Genomic DNA, 22,171 nt, shown 5'->3' on the forward strand with positions numbered 1-22,171 from the left:
CCCCCGCACCCCGCCACCCAGTTGGCAAGAAACGCAACAAAACAGACACGCGCGTGCGCGGCGCAGCACAGCACCAGCCTTAAAGATCAAGCTGAAGCCGGGGGCATCCTGGGAGAGATCTGGTGAAGGCGTACTGCTCGGCACCGTCTTGCGCGACGGAAAGGTGGAAGAACGGTTCCCCGTGCCGGGTCGTCAGACCGCTCCACACGATCACCGCGCGGGTGCCCGCGCTGGCAGCCGCGGCCGGGGAGACGAACCGCTGCAGGTCGAAGTGCGCAGGGTGGCTGTCGAAGGCGAAGCTCCAACGGGTGCCGGCCCGGCCGACCGCTGTGAGGGCTCTGTCGTCGTATGACGAAAAGCCCATCCGTGTGCGGAGCGATCGGTGGCGCGCTTCGTCGGACGTCATGGGATCGTCCAGCGCTGCCTTGTTCCCGTCCGCGAGGCGTCCGGGCAGGTCCTCCGGGTTCACCCCTTCGACCAGGACGAACCGGTAGGAGGTGAGGTTGTTGTGGGGGTCCGGGTCCGCGAGCCACGCCAGGTCGTCCGGGTCGAGGCCGGCCGCCGGGCTCGGTGCCTCACCTGTCTGCCCGGCCCTCGGGGTGGCCAGCAGTTCGCGGCCCCGTTCCGGGGTCAGCAGGGGTCCGAGCAGGGGATCGGCCATCCAGCCCAGCGGCGCCAGGTGGTCGGGCCCCAGTGGCTGCCAAGCCGGCAGAGCGTCTGTCAGCGTCCGCCACGCTCCGTCGGTGTTGCCCCACCGTGCCAGCTCCCGTGCCCGTTCGACCGCTTCCCCGAACGGGCCGGCCGCCATGTACCGGTACGTGCCGTTGCGGACCTGCTCCAGCATCGCGTGGGCCAGCGACACCACGTCGTCACCGGCTCCCCGCAGGTGGAACATCAGCGTGGAGTCGTCCCGGTACGAGTGCGCCGCGTGCTCGGCGACCAGCGCCGGCAGCAGTTCGGGCGCGTACTGCGGGTCGGTCACCACGTCCTCGAAGTACACCATGTAGGTCCGTCCAAGCAGGCGGCGTATCTGGTCACCCAGCCCGGCGGCCCGCGGTCTGCCGTACTTCCTCGCCTCGTCGAGCGCGTGCCCGGCCCGTTCCCAGTTTCCGCGCAGCGCATCCAGCCGGGCCTGCTCCACCAGGGCTTCCAGCTCTCGCGTCGTGTCGTTGGCGAACTCCGGCTCCCCGTCGACCGGGTGTGCCCGCAGGCTGTGGAACTCCTGGTGCATGCTCCGCATGAACTCGGCGAAGTTCGCGTACCGCTCGGGTGGCGCGGCCCGCCAGCCGGCCCAGGTGTACACGGCCCACTCGCCGTCGTCACCCACGTCTTCGGGATCCAGGAGGACGTAGGTGGCGTCGGACTCGACGTCGAGCTGGAGCCCGCGCCGCCAGTGCGGACTCGTTGTCGTGCCGGCGCGCGTCCGTCGTCCCCGCCAGCAGCCGGATGAACCCGCCGGCGTGCTGCCACCCGTCGCCGGCCTTGAGGAATTCCCGGTACGACGGGGGCATCCGTCGTGAGAGGCGATACTCCATGGCGGCGATCCGCTCCTCGGACGCGGGCGGGAACCCCAACCACCGAACCCGCCGGGCGGCTTCGTTCTCCTTGCTCGGCATCTCACCGTCGGGCAGGGAATCCGACCGCTCCCCGCTCCACCGGACCAGGAACAGCTGCCAGTCGAACGGTGTCGTGTTCGTCATGCGCCCGATGCTGCCATCCGCCACTGACAGTGCTCCTGGTGCCTGGCGGCTACTGACACGTCTCGTGGCCAACCCGATGACGTCCTCGTGCCCGACGACACATGTCAGCCGGATCCGCAGGGTTTGTCAGTGCCTGGTCAACGAGTGTCGGCTGCGTCGGGTCGGGTCCGTCCTGGACGGGCAGAGGACCGGTGGCAAGGTCGTCGACCAGGCCTTCGACGGCACGCCGGCCGGGCCGGTCTGCAGCGGTGCCGTAAACGGCGCGCCGAGCGGCGTCCCGGCAGGCATGTCGACGACGGCGCCGCTGCCGTGGCAACGGATGTCCTCGGCCCTGCCGTTCGCCCGTTGCCGGGCGAACGGCGAGGCCTTTCCGTGTGTACGCCATGCGTGTTGAGGCGTGAGCGAACGAGGCATAACCTGAGAAGGCCGGGAGTCGGTGGCCGTGGGCAGTCCCGGCACCGTCGGCCGCCGTCGTTCGCCTGTTGGGGGCGCGACCCATGCGGAATCACTCGGCGCGGGCCTTGGCCGTCTGTTCGTCAGGGCGCGGCAGACTCGACCTCTTCCTCGGCGCCCGCGACGGCGCCGTGCGGCACATGGTGTTCGACGTCACCAGGAGTGGCGAGCGCACCTGTCATGAGTTCGGGCGGCCCTGGTCCTCGCCGGGGGCGCCGGACTTCGACTGGTTGGCCGCAACGGCGTTCGAGGGTGGACCGGTTGAGGTCCTCGCGCTCGGCCCGGACGGCGAGCTGCGGCGTGCGCGCGTCCCCGACAACGGGCCCGGGGAGCCGGAGTGGGTGTCACTCGGGGTACTCGGCACGGGTTCCGGGCCGGGCTCCGGCGCGGGTTCCGGCACGGGCGGGTTCGCTGCCGTCGCGACGCGGCCGGGCGAGCTGCACGTCTTCTGCCCAATGGACCCTCAGGCCCGGGATCTGGGGTACTGGCACCCGTGTAGGGGGCTTAGTTTGCTCCCCACGGGTCCACCGGCCGGTCTCTCGGACGTGGTGGCCGTCGCCCCGGGCCGGGTCGAGGTCTTCACCGCCGACACCCGGGAGCGGCGCCTGCTGCGGGCGGGCCTCGCCGTCGACGGGCCCGGGGAGCCGCCGCAGTGGAAGGACCTCGGGAGCCTCCCCGCGCACGGCGGGCTGTCCGTCACCTGCCTTGCGGCAACGCAGCGTGACCTCTTCCTCGGCTGCGATGACGGTCTGTGGCACTCCGTCCTGGGCGCCCGCCTCGGCTGGGAGCACCTCGGCGGGGACTTCGCCGAGGACTCCCTCCTTGCCGCCGTCTCGTCCGCCGGGGGCCGGACCGACGTGTTCGCGGTCTGGGCCGACGCGGCGCTGGTGCACCGGTGGTTCGACACCGCGTGGTCGGACTGGCAGCTCGTGGCGCTCCTGAGCGGGAGCCCGGACGGCTACAGCGTGCTGCGCCCGGACGACCTCGTCACACTCACCGTCACCGGCGCGGGCCTGACCGAGCGCGTGCAGCCCGACGGTACGGTGCAGTGGGTGGCCGGGGCCGGCGGCGGGCGCCTGCTCGTCGAGGTCCCGCCGCAGCACCTGGCCGAGACCGTGGCGGAGTCCGGACTGCCGGTCCAGGGCTACCTCGCCGGGCCGTCGACCCTGAGCTTCGCCGTCGGCCAGGACCCGGTCACGCTCACCGTGGACGGTCTGCTCGATGCGATGAACCGGCTCACCCTGGTCACCACCGGGGCCGTCGCCGGAGACGTGGCCACCAGGCTCGAACTCCCGTGGCGCCTGCTGCTCGGTCTGCAAACGGGAGCCCGGTGCGCCCACCGGACCAGGCCCGCCACGGGCGTCGGCGGCGGCACCGAGCTGTGGCACAGCCGCGTCGCGGTCCCGGACGCGGGCCTGACCGTACGCTCGATCACGGCCCTGCCCGGCGGCACCGGCCTGGGCACCCCACTCGACGCCTGGCTGGACCAGATCGCAGCGGCCGCCACCGCGAACCCGGGCCGGCCGGCGACCGTCGACCGTCTGATCCTCAGCCCGTACGGCGCCCGGTTCTCCGCCACGGCCCACTGGCCCCAGCTGGAGTGGACCCACGACGCCGCACAGGGCCGGGACTGCCGCGTCCGGGTCGCCGCCTCGGGCGCGCTCTTCCCGTTCGGGCACCGCGCGGCCTACGTCGAGGTGGACGAGCGGCGGTTCGACACAGCCGATCCCGCCGTGGCCTCTCTGCACCAGAAGGCCTTCCTCGTCATCACCGAGCCCGTCCGCGACGACTACGGCATCGGCGCCGGCGGCTCGCACGAGCGAAGGTTCCCGTTCCAGCGGATCGCCATCGACCCCGGGCAATCCGGGGAGCTCGACACCGCCGCCTGGATCCCGCTGGACCCGGGCTCCTGCAACGCGCGGTGCTTCTGGCCGAGGCGCGGCGGCGTGCCCATCGTGTTCACCCTCCAGGCCCGGGCGGGGCAGACGGACGTGGAACTGGACCTGCCGCTGCTGTTCGCCGAGGACGGGGCGACCGGTGCGGGCTGCGCCGCGGCGCTCGACCAGGTCTACGCGAAGGCCCCGGCCGCCGGCGCCTTCGCCAGCCTCGGGCGGCCCTCCTCGGACATCGGCAGCCGCATCCCGCTCGCCATGGCGTCCGCGACCAAGGCCCTGGAGGGCGCGGTGCAGGAGGTGCGGTCGATGACCTTCGGCGGCCTCGGGGTCGGGTCCTTGCCCGGCACCGTGGGCTTCTACCCGCAGGTGACGCAGCTGGCGGTCGGGCTCCCGGCCGTCCGCCAACTGCTCGGTCCGCTCCCGGCGTTGCCCGCGACGATCTCGCAGGCCCTCGTCGACACCCCGCTCGGCAAGAGCCCGCCCGACGCGCTGCTCGAACTCATGGCGCCGAGGACGCTCGACTTCGGGGCCGCGGGGGCACGGGTGGGCTCGCTGGCCGCGCCCACCATGGCGGTGACGACGATCTCGCGCCGGCTCGGCCCGGTCGTCGGCGACGCGCTCCCGACGAATCCCGCGGACCTGTTCCCCCAGGACGCCAGCCTGTTCGGCGTGGTCCAGCTGAGGCAGCTCATCTCCACGATCTCGGACCGGCCGCAGCTGACCTGGATCGGGGAGGACACCCCCACGCCGTCGGCGGAGCTGAAGTGGGACCAGACGCCGCTGAGAGCCGTCGGGCCGTTCCAGCCGATCGGCGCGGGCGGGCTGCACCTCGACGTGCAGGCACAGATGGTCGACGGGCGACCCGAACTGCACGCCACGGGGACGGTGGACGCCTTCCGGCTGGTGATCCCGCCGGGCCCGCTCGCGCTCGTCACGTTCAGCTTCGACCACGTGATCTTCACCGCCGACGCCGGCAAGCGCATGGACCTCGACGTCAAGCTGTCGAACGTCGAACTCAACGGGAACCTCAAGTTCCTGCGCACGCTGCAGGACCTGATCCCGACGGCGGGCCGCAACGGGCCGCGCATCGACACGTCGGCCGTCGCCGTCCGGGCGTCGTACACCCTGCTCGTGCCCAGCGCCGGCCTGATGGTGTTCAGCCTGCAGAACCTCACGATCGAGATCGCCGTCACGCTGTCCCTGACCAACCGGCCCATCGTCATCGACTTCGCCTTCGGCACCCGCGAGAAGCCGTTCCTGGTCACGGTGGCGGGCTTCGGCGGCGGCGGGTACCTGGAACTCGGCCTGGGCGCCGGCGAACCGGACAGCGGCCTCCAGCGGCTCACCGGCGGGATCGAGTTCGGCGCCTCCATCGACATGGACTTCACCATCGCGTCCGCCGAGGTGCACGTCTTCGGCGGGGTCGTGTTCGCCAAGAACGGCCGCGACACCGAGATCACCGGCTACCTGAGGATCGGCGGGAGCGTCTCCGTCCTCGGGCTGATCAGCGTCTCGATCGAGCTGACGCTCAGCCTGACGTACGACGTCGACACCAACGTGCTGAGCGGCTCGGCCACGCTCGTCATCACGGTGGACCTGACCTTCTTCTCCAAGACCGTGACGCTGGAGTGCCACAAGAGCTTCGGCGGCTCGTCGCTCGCGGCCGCTTCGACCGGGCCCGCCCTGGCGGCCGGCCCGGATCCCTCGTCGGTCGAGGTCGCGCTCGGGCCGCAGGGATCGTCCTTCCCCTGGCAGACGTACTGCCAGGCGTTCGCTGGGGAGTAGCCCATGTCGTCGTCGACCAGCCTGGAGCGGCAGTTCGTCTGGACGGTCATCCCGTCCGGCAGGGTGACATCGGTGCCCGGCGGGTCCGAGCCGATGGCGGTGTTCTCGGTGCTGCTGACACCGCGCCTGATCGGCCCGCACGGAGGCCGGCTCACGGTGGCGGACTTCGGGATGCAGAGCTGGCCGGAGCAGTTCGCCGCCCTGGCCTTCGACGTCTTCCGCGGCCCGCAGCAACTCCCGTCGATGAAGGCGCCGTACGTCGCCCTCGACGGGACCGCCGTCCGGTTCCCGACGCCCGGGCAACCCGCCGCCTGGAAGGCGGTCTTCCCCGCGGACATGCCGGTCGAGCCCTACCAGGCCACCTCGTACGACGGAAGGGACACCCGGAGGTTCCCCGCCGGCGAGGCCAGCGCGGCGGTCCGCGGCCTCTACACGGCCACCGCCCAGGCCCACGCCGCGCACCACGGCGCGGCGCCGGAGAACGACGCCGGGCTCCGGGACCGCCTGCGGGCGATCGGCGACCTGTGGCAGACCGGCCTGTCGGCGCCCGGTGTCGAACCGGCGCGCGCCCCCGAGGACCAGCCGGCGCTCGCCCGGGCGTACGCGTTCTACCGGCGCGGCCCGAACGAGTTCCATGCACCGGAGCGCCACGCCACGCCGGCCGAGGCCGAATTCCACGACACCGTCGCGCACCTCGTCGACCACCCCGTCGTGCTGCGCGCCCTCGGCCTGCTGACCGACCTCGCCGTGCCCGCCTCCCGACTCGGCCAGGTGAGCACGGCGAACCCTGCGGAGCTACGCGTGGTGCCGCGGTGGAACCCGGTCCCGAACCCGCCGCCCGGCTGGAGCGCAGCCGGGCAGAGCGACCTCGGGCCGTCCACCGCCTACACGCTCACCGGGACGCGCTTCGTGCCGGCCTCCGTCGACGGAGCGACGTCCACCGGCTTCAACGACGGGATGCTCCCGCTGACCGGTACGCGGTACGCGCCCTCGAACAACGCCCGGTTCGAGGTCCTGCCCTTCGACGTGGACGGCGCCGCCCTCCGGCTGGTCAGCACCGCCCGCTCGGACGCCGCCTCGCCGCCGCCCGCGACCGGTGCCTCGACGCCGGCCGGGGCGCTGCCCGCCCTGCACTCGATGGGCCTCGCCCTCGTCGACCGGGACCGGGAGGCGGAGCACCACAAGCAGCTCGCGCGGGCCCAGGACCGCGCGACGCCGTCCGGTCTGCTCTCCTCCGCCCTGCTGGCGGACTCCCTGCTGGGCGGCTACCGGCTGGACGTGTTCGACGACACGACCAACACGTGGCACTCGCTGTGCCGACGCCGCGTGCACTACACGATCGGCGGCGTGCCGATCGGACCGGGCACCCCGGCGGGCCTCCTGGACGAGGGGTACCTGCGGCCCGGCGGCGCAGCCACCGGCGCCGGCCCGTCCGACGTGCTGTACCTGCACGAGACGGTGGCCCGCTGGGACGGCTGGAGCCTGGTCGCCCAGCGGCCCGAGCGGACCGTCGCCACCGGGGACGCCCCGCCGGTGCCGCTCTCCTCGGCCCTCGGCGCGGTCGTGGAGTGCGACCCGGGCTCCCTGCCGCGGCTGCGGTTCGGCCGCGACTACTGGCTGCGGGTCAGGATCGCCGACCTCGCCGGAGGCGGCCTGCGGGCCGACGAGGTCGGGGCCACCGAGGAACAGACCGACAAGCTCACGTACTACCGCTTCGAGCCGATGCCGCCGCCGGAACTCGTGCCCACCCGGGCGTTCGACGACGGCGACGGCCAGGACCGCATGATCATCCGTAGCGACCGCGGCGTGTCGGTGGACCAGTACGCCGCCGCCCACGGATACCGCGCCTACGACCTGCGCCACCTCCTTCCCCCGAAGTGCTCCCTCGCCCTCGCGATGCAGTACGACGGCACGTTCGACAAGGCCCTCGGCCCCACCGCGGCCGCCACCGACGTGACCCGGCTCTTCGCGGCCGCCCAGCGGGCGGACCGCGAGCTCACGGACGTCGACCACGCGCAGACCGTCGGCACCGACCCCGCGTCCGGCGTGCCGTCACCGTACGTGATCGTGCCCGAGACGGACGTGGCGGTGCCGTGGCTGGTCGACCCGAGCAGCTCCTTCATCGCCATGAACGCACGCCCCCGGCCGATCGGACCGACCGGGGAACCGGGGCCCATCGTCCCGCCGGACAAACCCGTGATCGCCATCTGGCAGGGCACGTGGCCCGGCCTCCAGAGCGCGACCGTGAAGCTGGTCCCCGCCGCGAGCGGCTGCACCGTGAGCCGCGTGGACGCCCGCCACCTCACCGTCGCCCTCGGCCCGGCGGAGCAGGTGACCTTCGACATCCCGTCGTGCCTGCTGTCCCGCCACGTCCAGCTCTTCGGCATCGCGCAATGGTCGGGCGTCGACCCGTCGAATCCCGGGAGGGACATCACCCTCGGGAAGAACCGCCTGATCACCCCGCCGCGCACGGTCACCATGGTGCACGCGGTCCAGCGGCCCCTGACCGACCCGAGCGGCCACCTCACCGCCCTGCGCGGGCCCGGCGACCACGACACCGTCCTCGCAACGGACGGGCTCGACATCGACATTCCGAGCACCGGGCGGATCGACCTCCACTCCGAGTGGACCGACCACTACGACATCCCACCGGACACACCGCCCTCCATAACGCGGCAAGCGCACGTCGGCTCCTACGAGGTCCAGCACCTGCCGCCCGCGGAGGCACTCCCGGAGATCCGCCAGGAGTTCGGCGACACCCGCCACCACCACGTGAGCTACACCGTGACGGCCGTCTCCCGCTTCGAGGACTGCTTCGGGCGTGCCCTCGCCGCCCACCCCGACGCGTGCCTCGTCACCGGCACGCTCGCCGACCTCGACGTCCCGTGCTCCGTACGGCCGCCCGCCCCGAAGTACCTCTACGGAATGCCGGTGTTCCGCTGGACCCGCACCACCGACGGACAGCGGACACTCACCCGGCTGCGCCAGGGCGGCGGCCTGCGCGTGTTCCTCGAACGGCCCTGGTACGTCACCGGGGACAGCGAGGCGCTGGCCGTACTCACCCTGCCCGCCTCGTCGGCGCCGGACGAGGTCCTGCCGTACCTCAGCATCGCCGGACGCGACCCGATCCGGGACACCGGGGCGCCGCCGGGTGTCCTCACCTCCGCCCACCTCAACACGCCGGAGTGGGAGCTGGTGAACCTGCCCGAAGCGCAGCGTCAGCTGAACGCGGGCCTGCACCAGGTCGAGCTCGACGCGCAGAACGACCGCTGGTTCGCCGACCTCGACCTCGCCCCGGTCGTCGAACCGTCCTACTTCCCGTTCGTGCGGCTCGCCCTCGCCCGATACCAGAAGCACACCGTGACGGGCGTGCCAAACGTGTCGCAGGTGGTCCTGACGGAGCCCCTGCAACTTGCGCCGCGCCGGCTGCTGACCGTCACCCGGACGAGCGGGCAGGCGACCGTCGTCCTGGACGGCCTTGGACCCGGCGGCACCGGCAACACCGTCCGGACCGAACTCCAGGTCCACGACGGCGCGCTGACGGCGCCAGCCGACGTCACGGGCTGGTCGACGGTCCTGGTGACCACCGGCAGCCTCGGGCACGCGAGCGTCATCAGCGTCCCGGACACCGGGGCGCGGCCGCAGCGGCTCGTGGTGCGGGAGTTCGAGACCCGGCCGGTGCCCGCGGGCGGGGACGGGACGGGGCGGCCGGTCTTCGTGGACATCGTCCCGCTCGGGACGTGGTGAGGGAGGCCGAGATGGCCGTCCGCGCACGTCATCCGCCCGGCTGCGGCCCAGCCTGTCGGCGGGCGCGCCGTGGGCCGAGGAGCCGGAACGGCCGAGGAGAGAGTGATCATGGAGCCCGTATTCAAGATGTTCCCTGACACCGGTCAACTCAGGCTCGCGAACCGGGCCACCACCGGGCTGGTCGCCTTCGACGTGGACCCTCCGGCGCCGACCTGGTTCCTGCAGGTGGTCGCCATCGGGCCCGACTGCGCACCGCTGGGCGGGCGCGCGCCGGACATCGAACTCCGCGCGGGCACCGGGCTGATCACGACCGTCCCGCAGAGCCCCGCCACGGCGTCCATCGCGGACGAGAGCGGGAAGCAGGTCGCGAGCGCGTCCTGGACGCGTGATCCCACCGACGTCTTCACGGTGGAGCTGGACATCGCCGACCCGGATCTCCGCACCTGGAACGTACGGATCACCAACAACGACCCCGAGGAACTCGGCTTCGTCTGGACCTCCGCGGGATCGGTGACGGACGGTCAGCAACCCCGGCTCGCGATGAACACCACCGTGCACGTGACCGTGCGCGGCACCGCGCCCGACGTGACGGTGCCCGTTGCCAACATCGGTCCGGGCACGCTGACGTTCCGGGGGGCGGCCGGCACGGAGATGGGCGCCGGCTTCTCCCTGAAGAGCTTCCCGGCCAGTCTGACGACCAACGCGTGTGGCCGGCTCGTGCTCGGGGTCGCTGCCGGCGGACCGTTCGCCGAACCCTTGCAGAGCAGGAACTTCACGCTGGACTGCAACGACACCGTGGCCGCGAACAGGACGCTCCAGCTCTCGCGCGACCAGCAGAAGGACGGGAAGGACGGGAAGGAGCACAAGGACGGGAAGGAGGGGAAGGAGCACAAGGACAAGGAGCACAAGGACCACGTGGGCAAGGAACTCGAGGCGCACGCGGCCGTGCTCGGCGGGCCTCCGGGCGACCGGACGTCCGCGCACTTCATCCGCCCGGAGCTGCGGCCCGACCTGTCGGACAGCGCGCTTCGCAACGAGAACCCGGAGCAGCCGTAGAGCGGGAGTGGGCGATCATGGTAGTTCCCGTATTCCAGATGTTCCCCGAGACCGGCCGGCTCAGCCTGGCGAACCAGGCCACCAGCGGCCGCGTCGCCTTCGACGTGGACCCCGCGGCGTCGAGCTGGTTCCTGCTGGTGACGGCCGTCGGGCCGGACTGCCGGCCCTCGGACTGCCGGCCCATGGGCGGGCGGCCGCCGGACATCGAGCTCCGGGCGGGTACGGGGCTGATCACGGCCGTCCCGAAGAGCCCGGCCACGGCGACGATCGCGGACGAGAGCGGGAAGCAGGTCGCGTCCGCGTCCTGGACCCGGGACTCCGATGACGTGTTCACGGTCGAACTGGACATCACCGACCCGGATCTCCGCACCTGGAGCGTGCGGATCACGAACAACGATCCGGAGGAGGTCGGGTTCGTCTGGACCTCGGCGGGGTCGGTGGCGGACGGCCGACAGCCGCGGCTCGTGCCGGCGGCGAACGCCCCGATACGCACGAACGTGGAGATCGGCCTTGCACAAGCGGACATTCCGATCCCCATCGCCAACATCGGTACCGGGCCGCTGAGGTTCAAGGGGCCGGTCGGCACGGATCTGGGGGCGGGTTACTCCCTGAAGAGCTTTCCGACCAGCCTCGCGCCGAACGCCTCCGACAAGCTCACGCTCGGGGTGTCGTCCGCCAAAGCCGCCCAGATGACAGCCACGTGCGTCCTGGAGTGCAACGACCCCCTGGACGCGGACAAGACGCTCCGACTCTCACGGACTGAGGTCGTTCCGAAGGGGACGGAGCGGAAGAACGAGAACAAGGACTCCAAAGACGACAAGGATGCGGTCAAGGAATCGCTCAAGGAGGGCGGAAATCCCGAGGTCCTGCTCGACGCCGCGGCGGCGGGTGAGCCTTCGGCGCACTTCATCCGCCCGGAGCTGCGCCCCGACCTGTCGGACAGCGCCCTCCACCATGAGAACCCCGACGAGCGGCCGGGCGACGGGCAGACGCCGTAACCCGACACGCGGAGATGACGATCATGGTAACGCCAGCATTCCGGATGTTCCCCGACACCGACCGGCTCAGGCTCGCGAACCGGGCCACCAGTGGCCTCGTCCCCTTCGACGTGGACCCGATGGCGTCGACCTGGTTCGTGCTCGTGGTGGCCGTCGGGCCGAACTGCCGGCCCCTGGGCGGGCGGGCGCCGGACATCGAGCTCCAAGCGGGCGACGGGTTTCTCACCCTCGTCCCGCAGAGCCCGGCCACCGCGGCGATCGCCGACGAGACCGGGCAACAGGTCGCGTCCGCATCATGGACCAGGGACCACGCCGACGTGTTCACGGTGCAACTGGACATCTCCGGCCCGGACATGCGCACCTGGGCCGTGCGGATCACGAACAACGATCCGGAGGAGCTCGGCTTCGTCTGGACCTCCGCCGGCTCGGTGACGGACGCTCGGCAACCGCGACTCGTCCTGACGAACGCCTCGGTGGACGCGAAAGTGGAGGTGGGCGTCCCGGCGCCGGACATTCTGCTGCCCTTCGCCAACATCGGCACCGGGGTGCTCACCTTCAACGGGCCCGTCGGGGCGGATCTGGGGGCCGGGTTCGCCCTGAAGAACGTCCCGACCGGTGTCGCGCCGAACGCGTGCGACAGACTCGTGCTCGGGGTGTCCTCCGCCGCAGTCGGATCCGATCTGACCGTCACTGTCGTCCTGGACTGCAACGAACCGGTGGCCCAGGCGAAGACGCTCCGACTCTCACGTACGGAGCTGTCGAAAGGGAAGGACGTCAAGGAGAAGGAGGTCAAGGACAAGGAGAAGGACAAGGAGGTGTCGAAAGAGCACAAGGACGCCAAGGAAACCAAGGAGGACAAGGAAGCACCCAAGGAGAGCACCCCTCCCGAGGCCATGATCAACGCACCTGCCGAGAACGGGCCTTCGGGGCACTTCATCCGCCCGGAGCTGCGCCCCGACCTGTCGGACAGCGCCCTCCGCAGCGAGGACCCGGACCAGCGGCCCGGCGGGGAGTAGGTGGAGCATGTGGCTCGTGCTCTGCGATCCCGGGGACCTCGCCGGGATGTGGGCGTACGACGGGCTGCGGCGGCGTGGGCTGACCCCGCTGGAGTTGCTGCCCCCAGGTGACCTGATCTTCTCGTCGCGGTCGGCGCACCGGGTCGACGAGTCAGGCGCGAGCTTCGAGGCCCGGCTGCCGGACGGGCGGGTGCTCGCCAGCCGGGACGTGGACGGTGTGCTCAACCGGGCGGGCTTCGCCCGGATCGGGCCGCTCCGGTTCGCCACCGAAACCGACTCCGCCTACGCACGGGAGGAGTTGAGCGCGCTGCTGCTCAGCCTGCTGGAGTGCCTCGCCGCGGTCGCGGTCAACCGGCCCTGTGCGACCGGCCTTTCGGGCGCGTGGCGCCCCCCTGCGGAGTGGACCCTGCTCGCCGCCGAGGCGGGCCTGCCGGTCGCGCCGGTACGGCTGTCCCACCGTTCGACGTGGGAGCCGCCGGCTCCCGGCAACGGCCGCGCACTGGTGCTCGGCGGGCACGTTTTCGGCGGGACCGAGTACGGGCAGGAGTGCGTCCGGCTCGCCCGGCTCGCCGGGACCGACCTGCTGGGGATCGACCTGCGCCGTGACGGCGGGGACCGGGCGGTCTTCGCCGGAGCGGACCCGATGCCCGACCTCCGCCCCGGCGGCGACGCGTTCCTCGACGCCCTGCACGACCACCTGGCGACATTGGCGGGCTCCCGATGATCATCGTCTGCGGCATTGCGAGCGAGTCGCCGATCGCCAGGGTCACCGCCGCACTCGACGACCTCGGCCTGCCGTACACCGTCCTCCACCAACGGCGCTTCGCCGACCTGCCGTTCGAGATCGACGTCACCGGCACCGGAATCCACGGACAGCTCGGCGTGGACGGCGCAACCGTCGACTGCGCCGACGTGACCGGCATCTACGCGCGACTGATGGACTGGCGCCACCTGCCCGAACTGCGCGACGCGGGCGAGGCCGTCGAGCAGCGCTGCCAGTCCTGGCACACCGCCCTCAGCATGTGGATCGACCTCGCCCCCGGATGCGTGATGAACCGGGCGGCCGCGATGGCCTCGAACCTCTCCAAGCCCTACCAGGCGCAGCTCATCCAGAACGCCGGGTTCCGCGTACCGGAGACCCTCGTCACCAACGACCCCGAGCTCGTCCACGAGTTCCGGGCGCGCCACGGCGAACTGGTCTACAAGTCGATCAGCTGCCTGCGGTCGATCGTCCAGCCCCTCGACGCCGACGCGATCGAGCGGCTCCCGCTCATCCGCGGCTGCGCCGTGCAGTTCCAGCGGTACGTCAAGGGCATCAACGTCCGGGTGCACACCGTGTCCGGGGACGTCTTCGCCACGCGGATCGACACCGACCGCGTCGACTACCGCTATGCCCACCGCGACGGCGGCCGGGCCGACCTCTCCCCGTGGCAGCTGCCGGATGAGCTGGCCGAGCGCTGCGTGCAGCTGGCCGACCGGCTGGGGCTGTCCCTCGCCGGCATCGACCTGATGCTGGCCGACGACGGCGGGGTCTACTGCTTCGAGGTCAACCCCAGCCCGGCCTACAGCTACTACGAGTCCTGCACCGGCCAGCCGATCGCCCGTGCCATCGCGCTCGCGCTCGCACGGCGGTGAGGCCCGCCCGTACGCCACCGTGCGGCGCACGGGGGGAGTTCGCTTCCTCCGAAGCATCCCTGCTTCGAAGGCGCGAAGCCGCCACCGAGCGCGACCGCCGGCTGGAGGTGGAGAACCACGAGCTCAGACAGACACTCGCTCTCGCGCTCGGTGAGCCACGCACTGCCGACGTCCGAGGCGTCCGAGCCACAGCGAAGCCTCCAGCTCCAAGGTCGATCGGTCCGTGCTGAGAGGCTGATGCGCCAGCATCGCGGCCGCACTCGTTGCCGCAGCCCCGCGGGAGCTCGGCGAGGATATGTGGTCGACGAGGGGAAGCTGTTGCGGCACCATACGCAGCAAGATCCGATGATGAGGAGCACGGTGATCAGCCAGGGAGTGGATATCGCAACGCGATGCGAGGCCTGCGGCGGTGTGCTGATCCTCAACACCGGCCAGTCCATCTGCGACGGACGCCTGTGGTGGGGAACGGAGGGAGGTTGCCAGACCTGCCCCGTCGCCTGGTGCGATCAGGACAGCGGCGACGCGACTCCGGAGAAGATCCGCCAGGCACTCTTGGCAGAATACGGACCCGCCCGACTCCGGCTGACAGAGCCAGAGGCGAGCGCAGTGCCCGTACTGCGTGCCCTTCGAGAGGTCCACGGACTGTCCCTGACACAAGCACGAGCCATGGCCGACGAGTTGAAGACGACCGGCCTCGTGGGCACGTTCGTCGAGATGGAACTCATAGCCGCCCGGCTCCGACACCATTCCGTCGGAGCGACAGTCGAGACATCGTCCAGCTGACCGTCCGAAGCGAGGGACACGCCGGGCGACCGAATCTCCCAGGCCGGAGAAGTCTCCGATCCGCCGCGTCGAGGACACTGTCCACATCGCATCGTCCCAGGTCAGGCTCGTCCTCATCGCGATGGCTCAAGATAACGGCCGTAAGCGGTTCATCGTCACCGACACCCTCGGTCTGCTCCTCGCCGTCCACGTCGTCGCGGCGAGCATTCAGGACCGAGACGGCGCGAAGCGACCGCTGGTGTGGACCAGGCGTGCCCGAGCCGCCCCCAGGGGTAGACGATCCGCCCGCCCGGCCGTACCGCCTCCGCCCAGATCGGCGGAACGCTCCGGCACCCTCGCTGACCCGCGAAGCAGACGGGCGGGCTTATGCACTCCAGCGGGGTCGTTCAGGGAACCGACGCCCGCGGCGGCACAGAGGCCGCAGGAACCGTACGCTTCCACAACGAATGTGGCTTCCGTACCCGACGTGCGTGCGCGCTCTGGTAGGCAGGTGGCGGCTGCAGGCGGGTGGCCGCGCAGTGCGGCCACCCGCGGGAGGGGAAGCACATGAGCACGTCATCGAGGTCGACCGTCATCGCCAATGAGCAGCGGGCGGTCGACCGCGCGTACGCCTGTTACGAGGCCAAGCTCGCCGAGCTGTCCGGCGACGCGTCGGCCCGGGCCGCAGCCAGCGGGAAGGACGGCATCGCGGCCCGGGTGGAGTCCTTGGCCAGGGCGGAGGTGTTCCGTCTGGAAGGCGAGAACCTCGTCACGATGCGGGTGGACACCCGGTCGGACGGGACGGGCGAGCCGGAGGTCTTCTACGTCGGGCGGCGGACGGTGCACGACGCCCGGACCCGTGACACCGTCGTCGTCAACTGGACGAGCGAGCTCGCCACCGCATGGCGCCTGGCCACGCCGGACACCCCGGGAGAGGTCCGGTTGCGGCGGCGTCTGGACTGCGACCAGCGGACGGTCCGGGGCTACCGCGACGAGATCGCTGCGCCGGTCCCCTCCGCCCCCGGCGCGGGGGTGGACGTGCCATCGCCCGGTGACGTCTTCGGCCCCACCTCCGGGGCTCAGCGGCCAGCCGTGGACGATCTGCTGCTCCGGGACCTCGACCGCGCCCGCCGCAGCCGCATGCGCGACATCGTCGAAACCATCCAGCCCGACCAGATGGCGCTGGTGGCCTGCCCGTCCACGGACGTCCTGGTCGTCCAGGGCGGGCCGGGCACCGGAAAGTCGGCCGTCGGCCTCCACCGGGTCACCTGGCTCGTCGACAACAAGCGCTTCCAAGCTCAGGACATCCTGGTGGTCGGGCCGCACCGGCGGTTCCTGGAGTACGTCGGCAGGGTCCTCCCCACCCTGGGCACGCGCAACGTCACCGCCGTCGAGCTCTCCCTCCTCTGGGATGGGACCGTGCGGGCCGAGGACGCCCCGGAGGTGCGGCGGATCAAGTCGGACGAGCGCATGGCGAAGGTGCTTCGGCGCCGAGTCGAGGGCAACTGCCGGTCGGCCGCCGTCGATTCCGCCGTCACCGCCGCCACGGACGAGCACGACGAGCCGATGTTGACCGTCGTCCTGGGCAGCGCACCCCTGAGGGTTCCGGTGTCCGAGGTCCGCCGCGTCTTCGAGGCTGCCCGCAACGGGCCGGGCCACTACCGGGCCCGCAGGGACCGCTTCCGCGACGTACTGGTTGACCTCCTGTTGACCGCGCTGCGGCAGGGTTTTCCCCAGCGCGCTCGTGACCGGGCCGTCCGGCAGAGCATCGAGCGCCATCGCCAGGTCGCCGCGCTCGTCGAACGCGCGTGGCCGCCCCTCAGCCCGGAGGAGGCCCTGCGGAGCCTGCTGAACTCGTCGGGCAGGCTGGCCGAGTGCGCTGCCGGGGTGTTCGACGCGGCCGAGCAGGCGCTGCTGTCGCGCCCGGCCGCCGAGCGCGCCGAAGACGAGCCCTGGACCCTGGACGACCTGGTGTGCCTCGAAGAGCTGCGGACCCTCATCTCGGGCGAGACGCCGCAGCGCTACCCGCACATCGTCGTGGACGAGGCCCAGGACCTGACCCCCATGCAGGCCCGGTCACTGCAGCGGCGCAATCCGAAGGGGTCGATGACGGTGCTCGGCGACCTCGCGCAGGCCACCGGACCGCACGGCTACCTGAGTTGGGAGCGGATCGGCCGGATCCTGGCGGGCAAGGGCGGCTGGCACCTCGAAGAGCTCACCACCAGCTACCGGGTGCCGGCGCAGATCATGGAGTTCGTGGCTCCGCTCGCTCGGGCGGTGGCCCCCTCCGTCCCCTTCCCAGCCTCGGTGAAGGAGGCGGACGGGGAGCCTGTGCGGATCGTGGAAACGACGCCCTGGCAGCTACTTACCGAGGCGGTCGGGCACGCGGCGCGGCTGGCCGGATCGGACGGTCACACCCAGCGCTCGATCGCGCTGGTCGTCCCCGACGATTCGGACTGGCTCCAGCAAGTCCAGGTCTTGGTCGACTCCGCGGAGGCGATGACCGACGAGGTCCGGGAGGCGGTGACCGTCCTGACCGCCGGCGAGGCGAAGGGCATGGAGTTCGACCACGTCCTGGTGCTGGAGCCGGCGACCATCACCGCCCGCGGTGCCGAGGGCCCGCGTCAGTTGTACGTCGCCCTGACCCGGAGCACCCAGACGCTGACGGTGCTGCACGCCTCGCCCCTGCCCTCGGTCATGCTGTCCGCCGCCGGTCCGTCACCGGTGGCCGGGCCGGATGATCCCGCTCCTGAGCCCCCGTCCGGACCGGACGCCCCCACCCCGGAGTCCCCGTCCGACGCGATGGGGGACCGCGTCTGCTCGCGCTTCCACCTGAACGGCGAGCGCTGCGACATGCACACGCAGAACGTCGACGGATGGTGCCGGGACGCTTCCTGCGGCGGCTTCCGGACGAGCACCGCGCCGGAGCGGCCGGCGCCCCGCAACCTGCCCAGGGTCCCCGCCGACGCCGACCTCGGGGAGGGGCTGGACGCGTCGGAGGCGTTCCTCGGCGGTCTCCGGGTCACCAGGGCCGCCGTACGGGCCTTCGTGACCGCGCACGGTGGCAGTGACCAGGAGGCCGAGGCCGAGATCCGCAGCGTGATCGCCACGTTCCTGACCGACGGACGTCAGGCGCAGCAGGCGGACGGCTACCGGCTCGTTGACCTCCACGGCTACCGTTTCGTCCTGAGCCACGACGGGACGGCCCTGACCGGCTACCGGAACGTGCACGGCGAACGGAGTCCGGCGCAGTTCCTGGCCGGGGTCCCGTCCCGGTACAGGCTCTCCGGACGTTCCGCCGCCGGCCACGGCCCCGCGCTCCAGGACGCGGAAGCAGTGCGCGCCCTGGCGGTCGACGAGATCCAGGTGAGCGCCGAGGCGCGAACCGCGTACGCTGCCCTCACCACGGACCGGTCGGACCACTCGGACCCCGCCTTCCTCCGCCAACTCCGCACCGCCCTCGCGGCGGACCTGTCCGGCGGCCACATCGACACCCAGCCACGAGGCAACCACCTCGTCCTCGGTCCCTCCCACACCTGGACGCTCTCGCCGGACGGCGGGTCGGTCCTCTTCGTCCGCAGGCCGACCCCGCTGGACGCGGAGATCCTGGTGGCCGCCGCTCTTGAGGAGGCGGACGAACTCCCCCCTGGGACCGAAGTGCGGGTACGCGCCCTCGCCCACGGTGACCCGCGCCACTGGCGGGTCACCCCGGTGCCGGAGGACCGGCAGCGACGGTACATCTTGCAGCTGAGGCCCCATGACCGGGCTCCCGAGGCTGGGCAGGAACTGGACGTCTGGGTCGTGCGGCGCCGCTCCGGTGTGTACGTCGTATCAGCGAACGACTTCGGGCGCCACCCGATCTCAGAGCGCTCGGCCGGGCGGCACAGGGCCGCGCTGGCCGCTCTGACCGCCATCGCTGACGGTCTCCCGGCCGAACTGCCCCAGACCGGCATCCTGGGACTCGACGGTCTGGTCGGCTGCTGCCTGCGCCGTGACCAGGCCGACTGGCTCTCCGTGTGGCGGCTCCTGGGATCCCCGTCCTCCGTCGACCTGACGGTACTGCGGGACCTCTCCCGCAGCCTCCCGGAGGCCGTGCGGTCGGCGGACGCGGCCGAGCTCGAACGGCTCGGCGAGGTCCTGCGGAGCAGCGGCTGGCGGGACCGGGCTACCGCCGGCCTGGCGAAACTCGCGGGCGAGGAGTCCTTTGACGTGTCCGCTGAGGAGTCCGTCCTGGCAACGCCGACCACCATCCTGACCGCCGAACTCATGGCCGCGGCCGAGGCCGACCGCACGTGCCTCCAGCACGAGGCGGTGCGCCACCAGCTCATGGGCGCCTTCTTCGGGGCGGGCCACAAGCCCTGGCAATCGTCGATCGTGGACGTCGTCCGGCCCGGAGCGCAGGGCCCGATCGTCTACGAGGTCCTTCCGGCTGGCCACACCTCTTACCACGCCGTACGGTCCGGCGCCGTCCGCGTGCGGGAGATCGGGCAGGTGGTGGACGGCACTCCCGAACGGTTCCATGTCGTCCTCACCTCGCCTCCCGACGAGCCGTGGATCCCCGACCTCGTCGAGCGGGTCCTTGACGTCTCTGTCCTCTGGCCCTCGGCCACCGGCTGGCAAGGCCCGGGAAGCTCCTCCCCCATCGGCACCGACAACTGAACGGCTGGGTCTCCGGCACGGGGTGCCCGACTGCGTCGTTCTGCCGTCGGGCACCCGTCTTACTCGGACGATCCGGTCGTGACCCGGACCGCCTGCCCGTCAACACCGGGCGCCGGGGGATTCCATGGGGTTCACGAGGCGACCGCCGCCCATCGGCCAGGCCCCACCCTGAGTTCAGCACCCATCAACGACATACCGCAAGTGTCGCCACCTGACGTCCACCCAGCGAAGCACGAAATCCTCGGTGAGAACTCGTGACACGATCTTGCTGATCGTTGCTGGTGGGCGTGACCGATGTGACGATTCGTCCGTTCGAGATGGTGTGACCACACTTCCGGTCCTCAGCGTGCCGGTGCTCGCTGCCTGGCCGACGGCCAAGGACACTGATCGCCGTGACTGATGTGCGCGAGACCTTGGATTACCAGGCCTTCGGGCAGGCGGTGCGCGAACTCGCGCAGACGATCGCCGACGATGGCTACGAGCCCGACCTCGTCCTGAGCATCGCCCGCGGCGGGGTGTTCGTAGCGGGCGGTCTGGCGTATGCGCTGGACTGCAAGAACATCCACCTGGTGAATGTCGAGTTCTACACGGGCGTGGGCACCACCCTCGAAATGCCCGTCATGCTGGCGCCTGTGCCCGCCGCGATCGACTTCACCGACAAGAAGGTCCTGATCGCCGACGATGTCGCCGACACGGGCAAGACTCTGAGGCTCGTGCACGACTTCTGCCTCGACCATGTCGCCGAGGTCCGGTCCGCCGTCATCTACGAGAAGTCGCACTCCCTGGTGAAGTGCGAGTACGTGTGGAAGAGGACCGACGACTGGATCGAGTTCCCGTGGTCGACGGAAGGACCGGTCGTCAGGCGCGGCGGCCAGGTGCTCGACGCCTGATCGGAGGAGGACGCGACCACGACCCGCCGGGGCGACCGGCCCGCCGGAGGCGGGTGCGGCCCGGGCTGAAGCTTGTCGCGGAAGTCCGGGTGTGGGCAGGGCGGCGTGTGCTCCGACCTGTTGACACGGCCCCGATCCGATCCCGGGGCCGCAGACAGAGCCCGGAGGCCACCGTCAGCACGGGCGCCGACCGGCGCATGCTCATCCCCGTGCTGCGTCCGAGGCCGGGCCGCTGGCTGGACCTCGCCCCGGTCGTCGACACGCACCGCTCGATGGTCCTCTGGCACGGCCTCGTGGCCGACCTGCGCCGGGTGGTCGCCCGGACCGGTGTCTTCCGCGACGTACGAACCTGAACGTCGATCTCCCGGTCACCTCCCGGGTGTGGACGGATCTGGCGTCGTCCCCGTTCGTGAACATCGAGGAAGGGATGCGGGCCGTCCGTTCCGATCTCAGGTACCGGCTCGGACTGAACTGACCGGCTCCGGCGCGCGCTCGTCGGGCAGGGGCATCCCGACGTCGAGGCGGCCGATCACCTGGCGGGCCGCTTCGGCGAGTTCGGGCGGGCCTTCGACGGTGAAACGGCAGTCGAAGGTGACGAGGAAGCCGATGAGCGCCGACCAGGACCACGCCCCCATCCGGATCCGGGTGATCCGCTCGTCGATCGCTTCGAAGCTCGCCGCGCCCGGAGCCCACTTCGCCACCAGCGTCGCGGGGCACTCCATCAGGACGGTGCCCCAGCACGGCCAGGTGTCCGCGGTGTCCCCCCGGTCGGGCTGGCTCTGGACGAAGCGGGTGATGTCCGCCTCCGGCACTTCCCGAGGACCGAACCGCCAGGCGGTGGAGGCCGGTTGCCCGATGCGGTCGAGCCGATAGGTGTGCCAGGAGCTCCTGCGCTGGTCGTACGCCACCAGATACCAGCGCCCGGACCAGACGACGAGCCGATGGGGTTCGGCCAGGACCTCGTCGTCCTCCACCGGGTCGCGGTCGATGGACCGGTAGGCGAACCGCACCAGCTCGCGCTGCTGCGCGGCGGCGCTCAGCTGCGCCAGCAGCGCGGGATCGACCTGGGGCGGGGCCAGCTCCCAGGCGTTCTCTATCTGCTCGATCGAGAAGGTCGCCAGCCTGCGGGCCAGGTGGGGAGGCAGGAGCTCCTTGATGGAGTTCAGCGCCCGCTTCGTGGCGTCCCCCATGCCGGTCACCGAGGCCGGAGCCGTCTGCAGGGCCAGCGCGATGGCGATGGCCTGCTCGTCGTCGACTATCAGCGGGGGTAGCCGCGCTCCGCGGGACAGCCGGTAGAAGCCGGAGGGGCCTTTGCGCGCCGTGACGGGATAGCCCAGTTCGCGCAGTCGGTTGATGTCGCGCCGGACCGTCCGCGGGGACACCCCCAGCCGCTCGGCCAGACCGTCGCCGGTCCACTCCTTCTGGGCCTGAAGCAGGCTGAGCAGCTCCAGTGTTCGGTTGGCGATCACCGATTGCCCTCCGGATTGGTGTGAGTAGAGGTCAGAATACGTCCTCTTCTTCTGGCAGGGTGCCACTGGCTCGGAGGCCGGACGCCTCCCCGGCACCCCCAGTACC

The 22,171-nt window shown here is 71.5% G+C and carries 12 protein-coding genes and 2 pseudogenes; 12 read left to right on the forward strand and 2 right to left on the reverse strand.

Translation table 11 applies throughout. The features are described from left to right. Positions 1–121: 121 nt before the first annotated feature. Positions 122–1,700: pseudogene (locus ACIRRH_RS30765) on the reverse strand (SMI1/KNR4 family protein); the annotation flags it as partial. A 962-nt stretch (positions 1,701–2,662) separates the two neighbouring features. Between ACIRRH_RS30765 and ACIRRH_RS30770 the strand changes: the two are divergent. From ACIRRH_RS30770 to ACIRRH_RS30825, 12 genes and pseudogenes are all read left to right on the forward strand, one after another. Next, positions 2,663–5,833 (forward strand): hypothetical protein, encoded by a 3,171-nt coding sequence (locus ACIRRH_RS30770; RefSeq protein ID WP_403073902.1) that lies wholly within the window; start codon positions 2,663–2,665, stop codon positions 5,831–5,833. Positions 5,834–5,836: 3 nt separating this feature from the next. Then, a complete protein-coding gene (locus ACIRRH_RS30775; protein WP_403073904.1) occupies positions 5,837–9,580 on the forward strand; it encodes a hypothetical protein in 3,744 nt (1,247 codons plus the stop codon). A gap of 108 nt (positions 9,581–9,688) precedes the next feature. Continuing rightward, the gene (locus tag ACIRRH_RS30780) at positions 9,689–10,636 is read left to right on the forward strand and encodes a hypothetical protein (RefSeq protein ID WP_403073906.1); all 948 of its coding nucleotides are present in this window, start codon (positions 9,689–9,691) and stop codon (positions 10,634–10,636) included. A gap of 104 nt (positions 10,637–10,740) precedes the next feature. Beyond that, positions 10,741–11,634, forward strand: a complete 894-nt coding sequence (locus tag ACIRRH_RS30785) for a hypothetical protein (RefSeq protein ID WP_403073908.1) — start codon at positions 10,741–10,743, stop codon at positions 11,632–11,634. Between the two features lie 23 nt (positions 11,635–11,657). After that, positions 11,658–12,650 carry a hypothetical protein gene (locus tag ACIRRH_RS30790; RefSeq protein ID WP_403073910.1) on the forward strand — a complete coding sequence of 331 codons (993 nt, stop codon included), beginning with the start codon at positions 11,658–11,660 and terminating at the stop codon, positions 12,648–12,650. A gap of 7 nt (positions 12,651–12,657) precedes the next feature. Further along, positions 12,658–13,374, forward strand: a complete 717-nt coding sequence (locus ACIRRH_RS30795) for a hypothetical protein (protein WP_403073912.1) — start codon at positions 12,658–12,660, stop codon at positions 13,372–13,374. Next, positions 13,371–14,285, forward strand: a complete 915-nt coding sequence (locus tag ACIRRH_RS30800) for an ATP-grasp domain-containing protein (RefSeq protein WP_403073914.1) — start codon at positions 13,371–13,373, stop codon at positions 14,283–14,285. The genes ACIRRH_RS30795 and ACIRRH_RS30800 overlap by 4 nt, the downstream gene beginning before the upstream one ends. 297 nt (positions 14,286–14,582) lie before the next feature. Continuing rightward, the gene (locus ACIRRH_RS30805) at positions 14,583–15,068 is read left to right on the forward strand and encodes a hypothetical protein (protein ID WP_403073916.1); all 486 of its coding nucleotides are present in this window, start codon (positions 14,583–14,585) and stop codon (positions 15,066–15,068) included. A 136-nt stretch (positions 15,069–15,204) separates the two neighbouring features. Next, positions 15,205–15,321: pseudogene (locus ACIRRH_RS30810) on the forward strand (IS5/IS1182 family transposase); the annotation flags it as partial. Positions 15,322–15,614: 293 nt separating this feature from the next. Next, the gene (locus ACIRRH_RS30815) at positions 15,615–19,706 is read left to right on the forward strand and encodes an AAA family ATPase (RefSeq protein WP_403073918.1); all 4,092 of its coding nucleotides are present in this window, start codon (positions 15,615–15,617) and stop codon (positions 19,704–19,706) included. A 392-nt stretch (positions 19,707–20,098) separates the two neighbouring features. After that, positions 20,099–20,596, forward strand: coding sequence for a phosphoribosyltransferase (locus ACIRRH_RS30820; RefSeq protein WP_403073920.1), 498 nt, complete (start codon positions 20,099–20,101; stop codon positions 20,594–20,596). A 209-nt stretch (positions 20,597–20,805) separates the two neighbouring features. After that, positions 20,806–20,949 carry a hypothetical protein gene (locus ACIRRH_RS30825; protein WP_403073922.1) on the forward strand — a complete coding sequence of 48 codons (144 nt, stop codon included), beginning with the start codon at positions 20,806–20,808 and terminating at the stop codon, positions 20,947–20,949. A gap of 96 nt (positions 20,950–21,045) precedes the next feature. On the opposite strand, the gene ACIRRH_RS30830 is transcribed toward ACIRRH_RS30825, so the two are convergent. Beyond that, entirely contained in the window at positions 21,046–22,065 is a 1,020-nt protein-coding gene (locus ACIRRH_RS30830) for a helix-turn-helix transcriptional regulator (protein WP_403073924.1), read from the reverse strand. Positions 22,066–22,171 lie beyond the last annotated feature (106 nt).

It is taken from the genome of Kitasatospora sp. NPDC101235 (assembly GCF_044767505.1).
Classification (GTDB): Bacteria; Actinomycetota; Actinomycetes; order Streptomycetales; family Streptomycetaceae; genus Kitasatospora.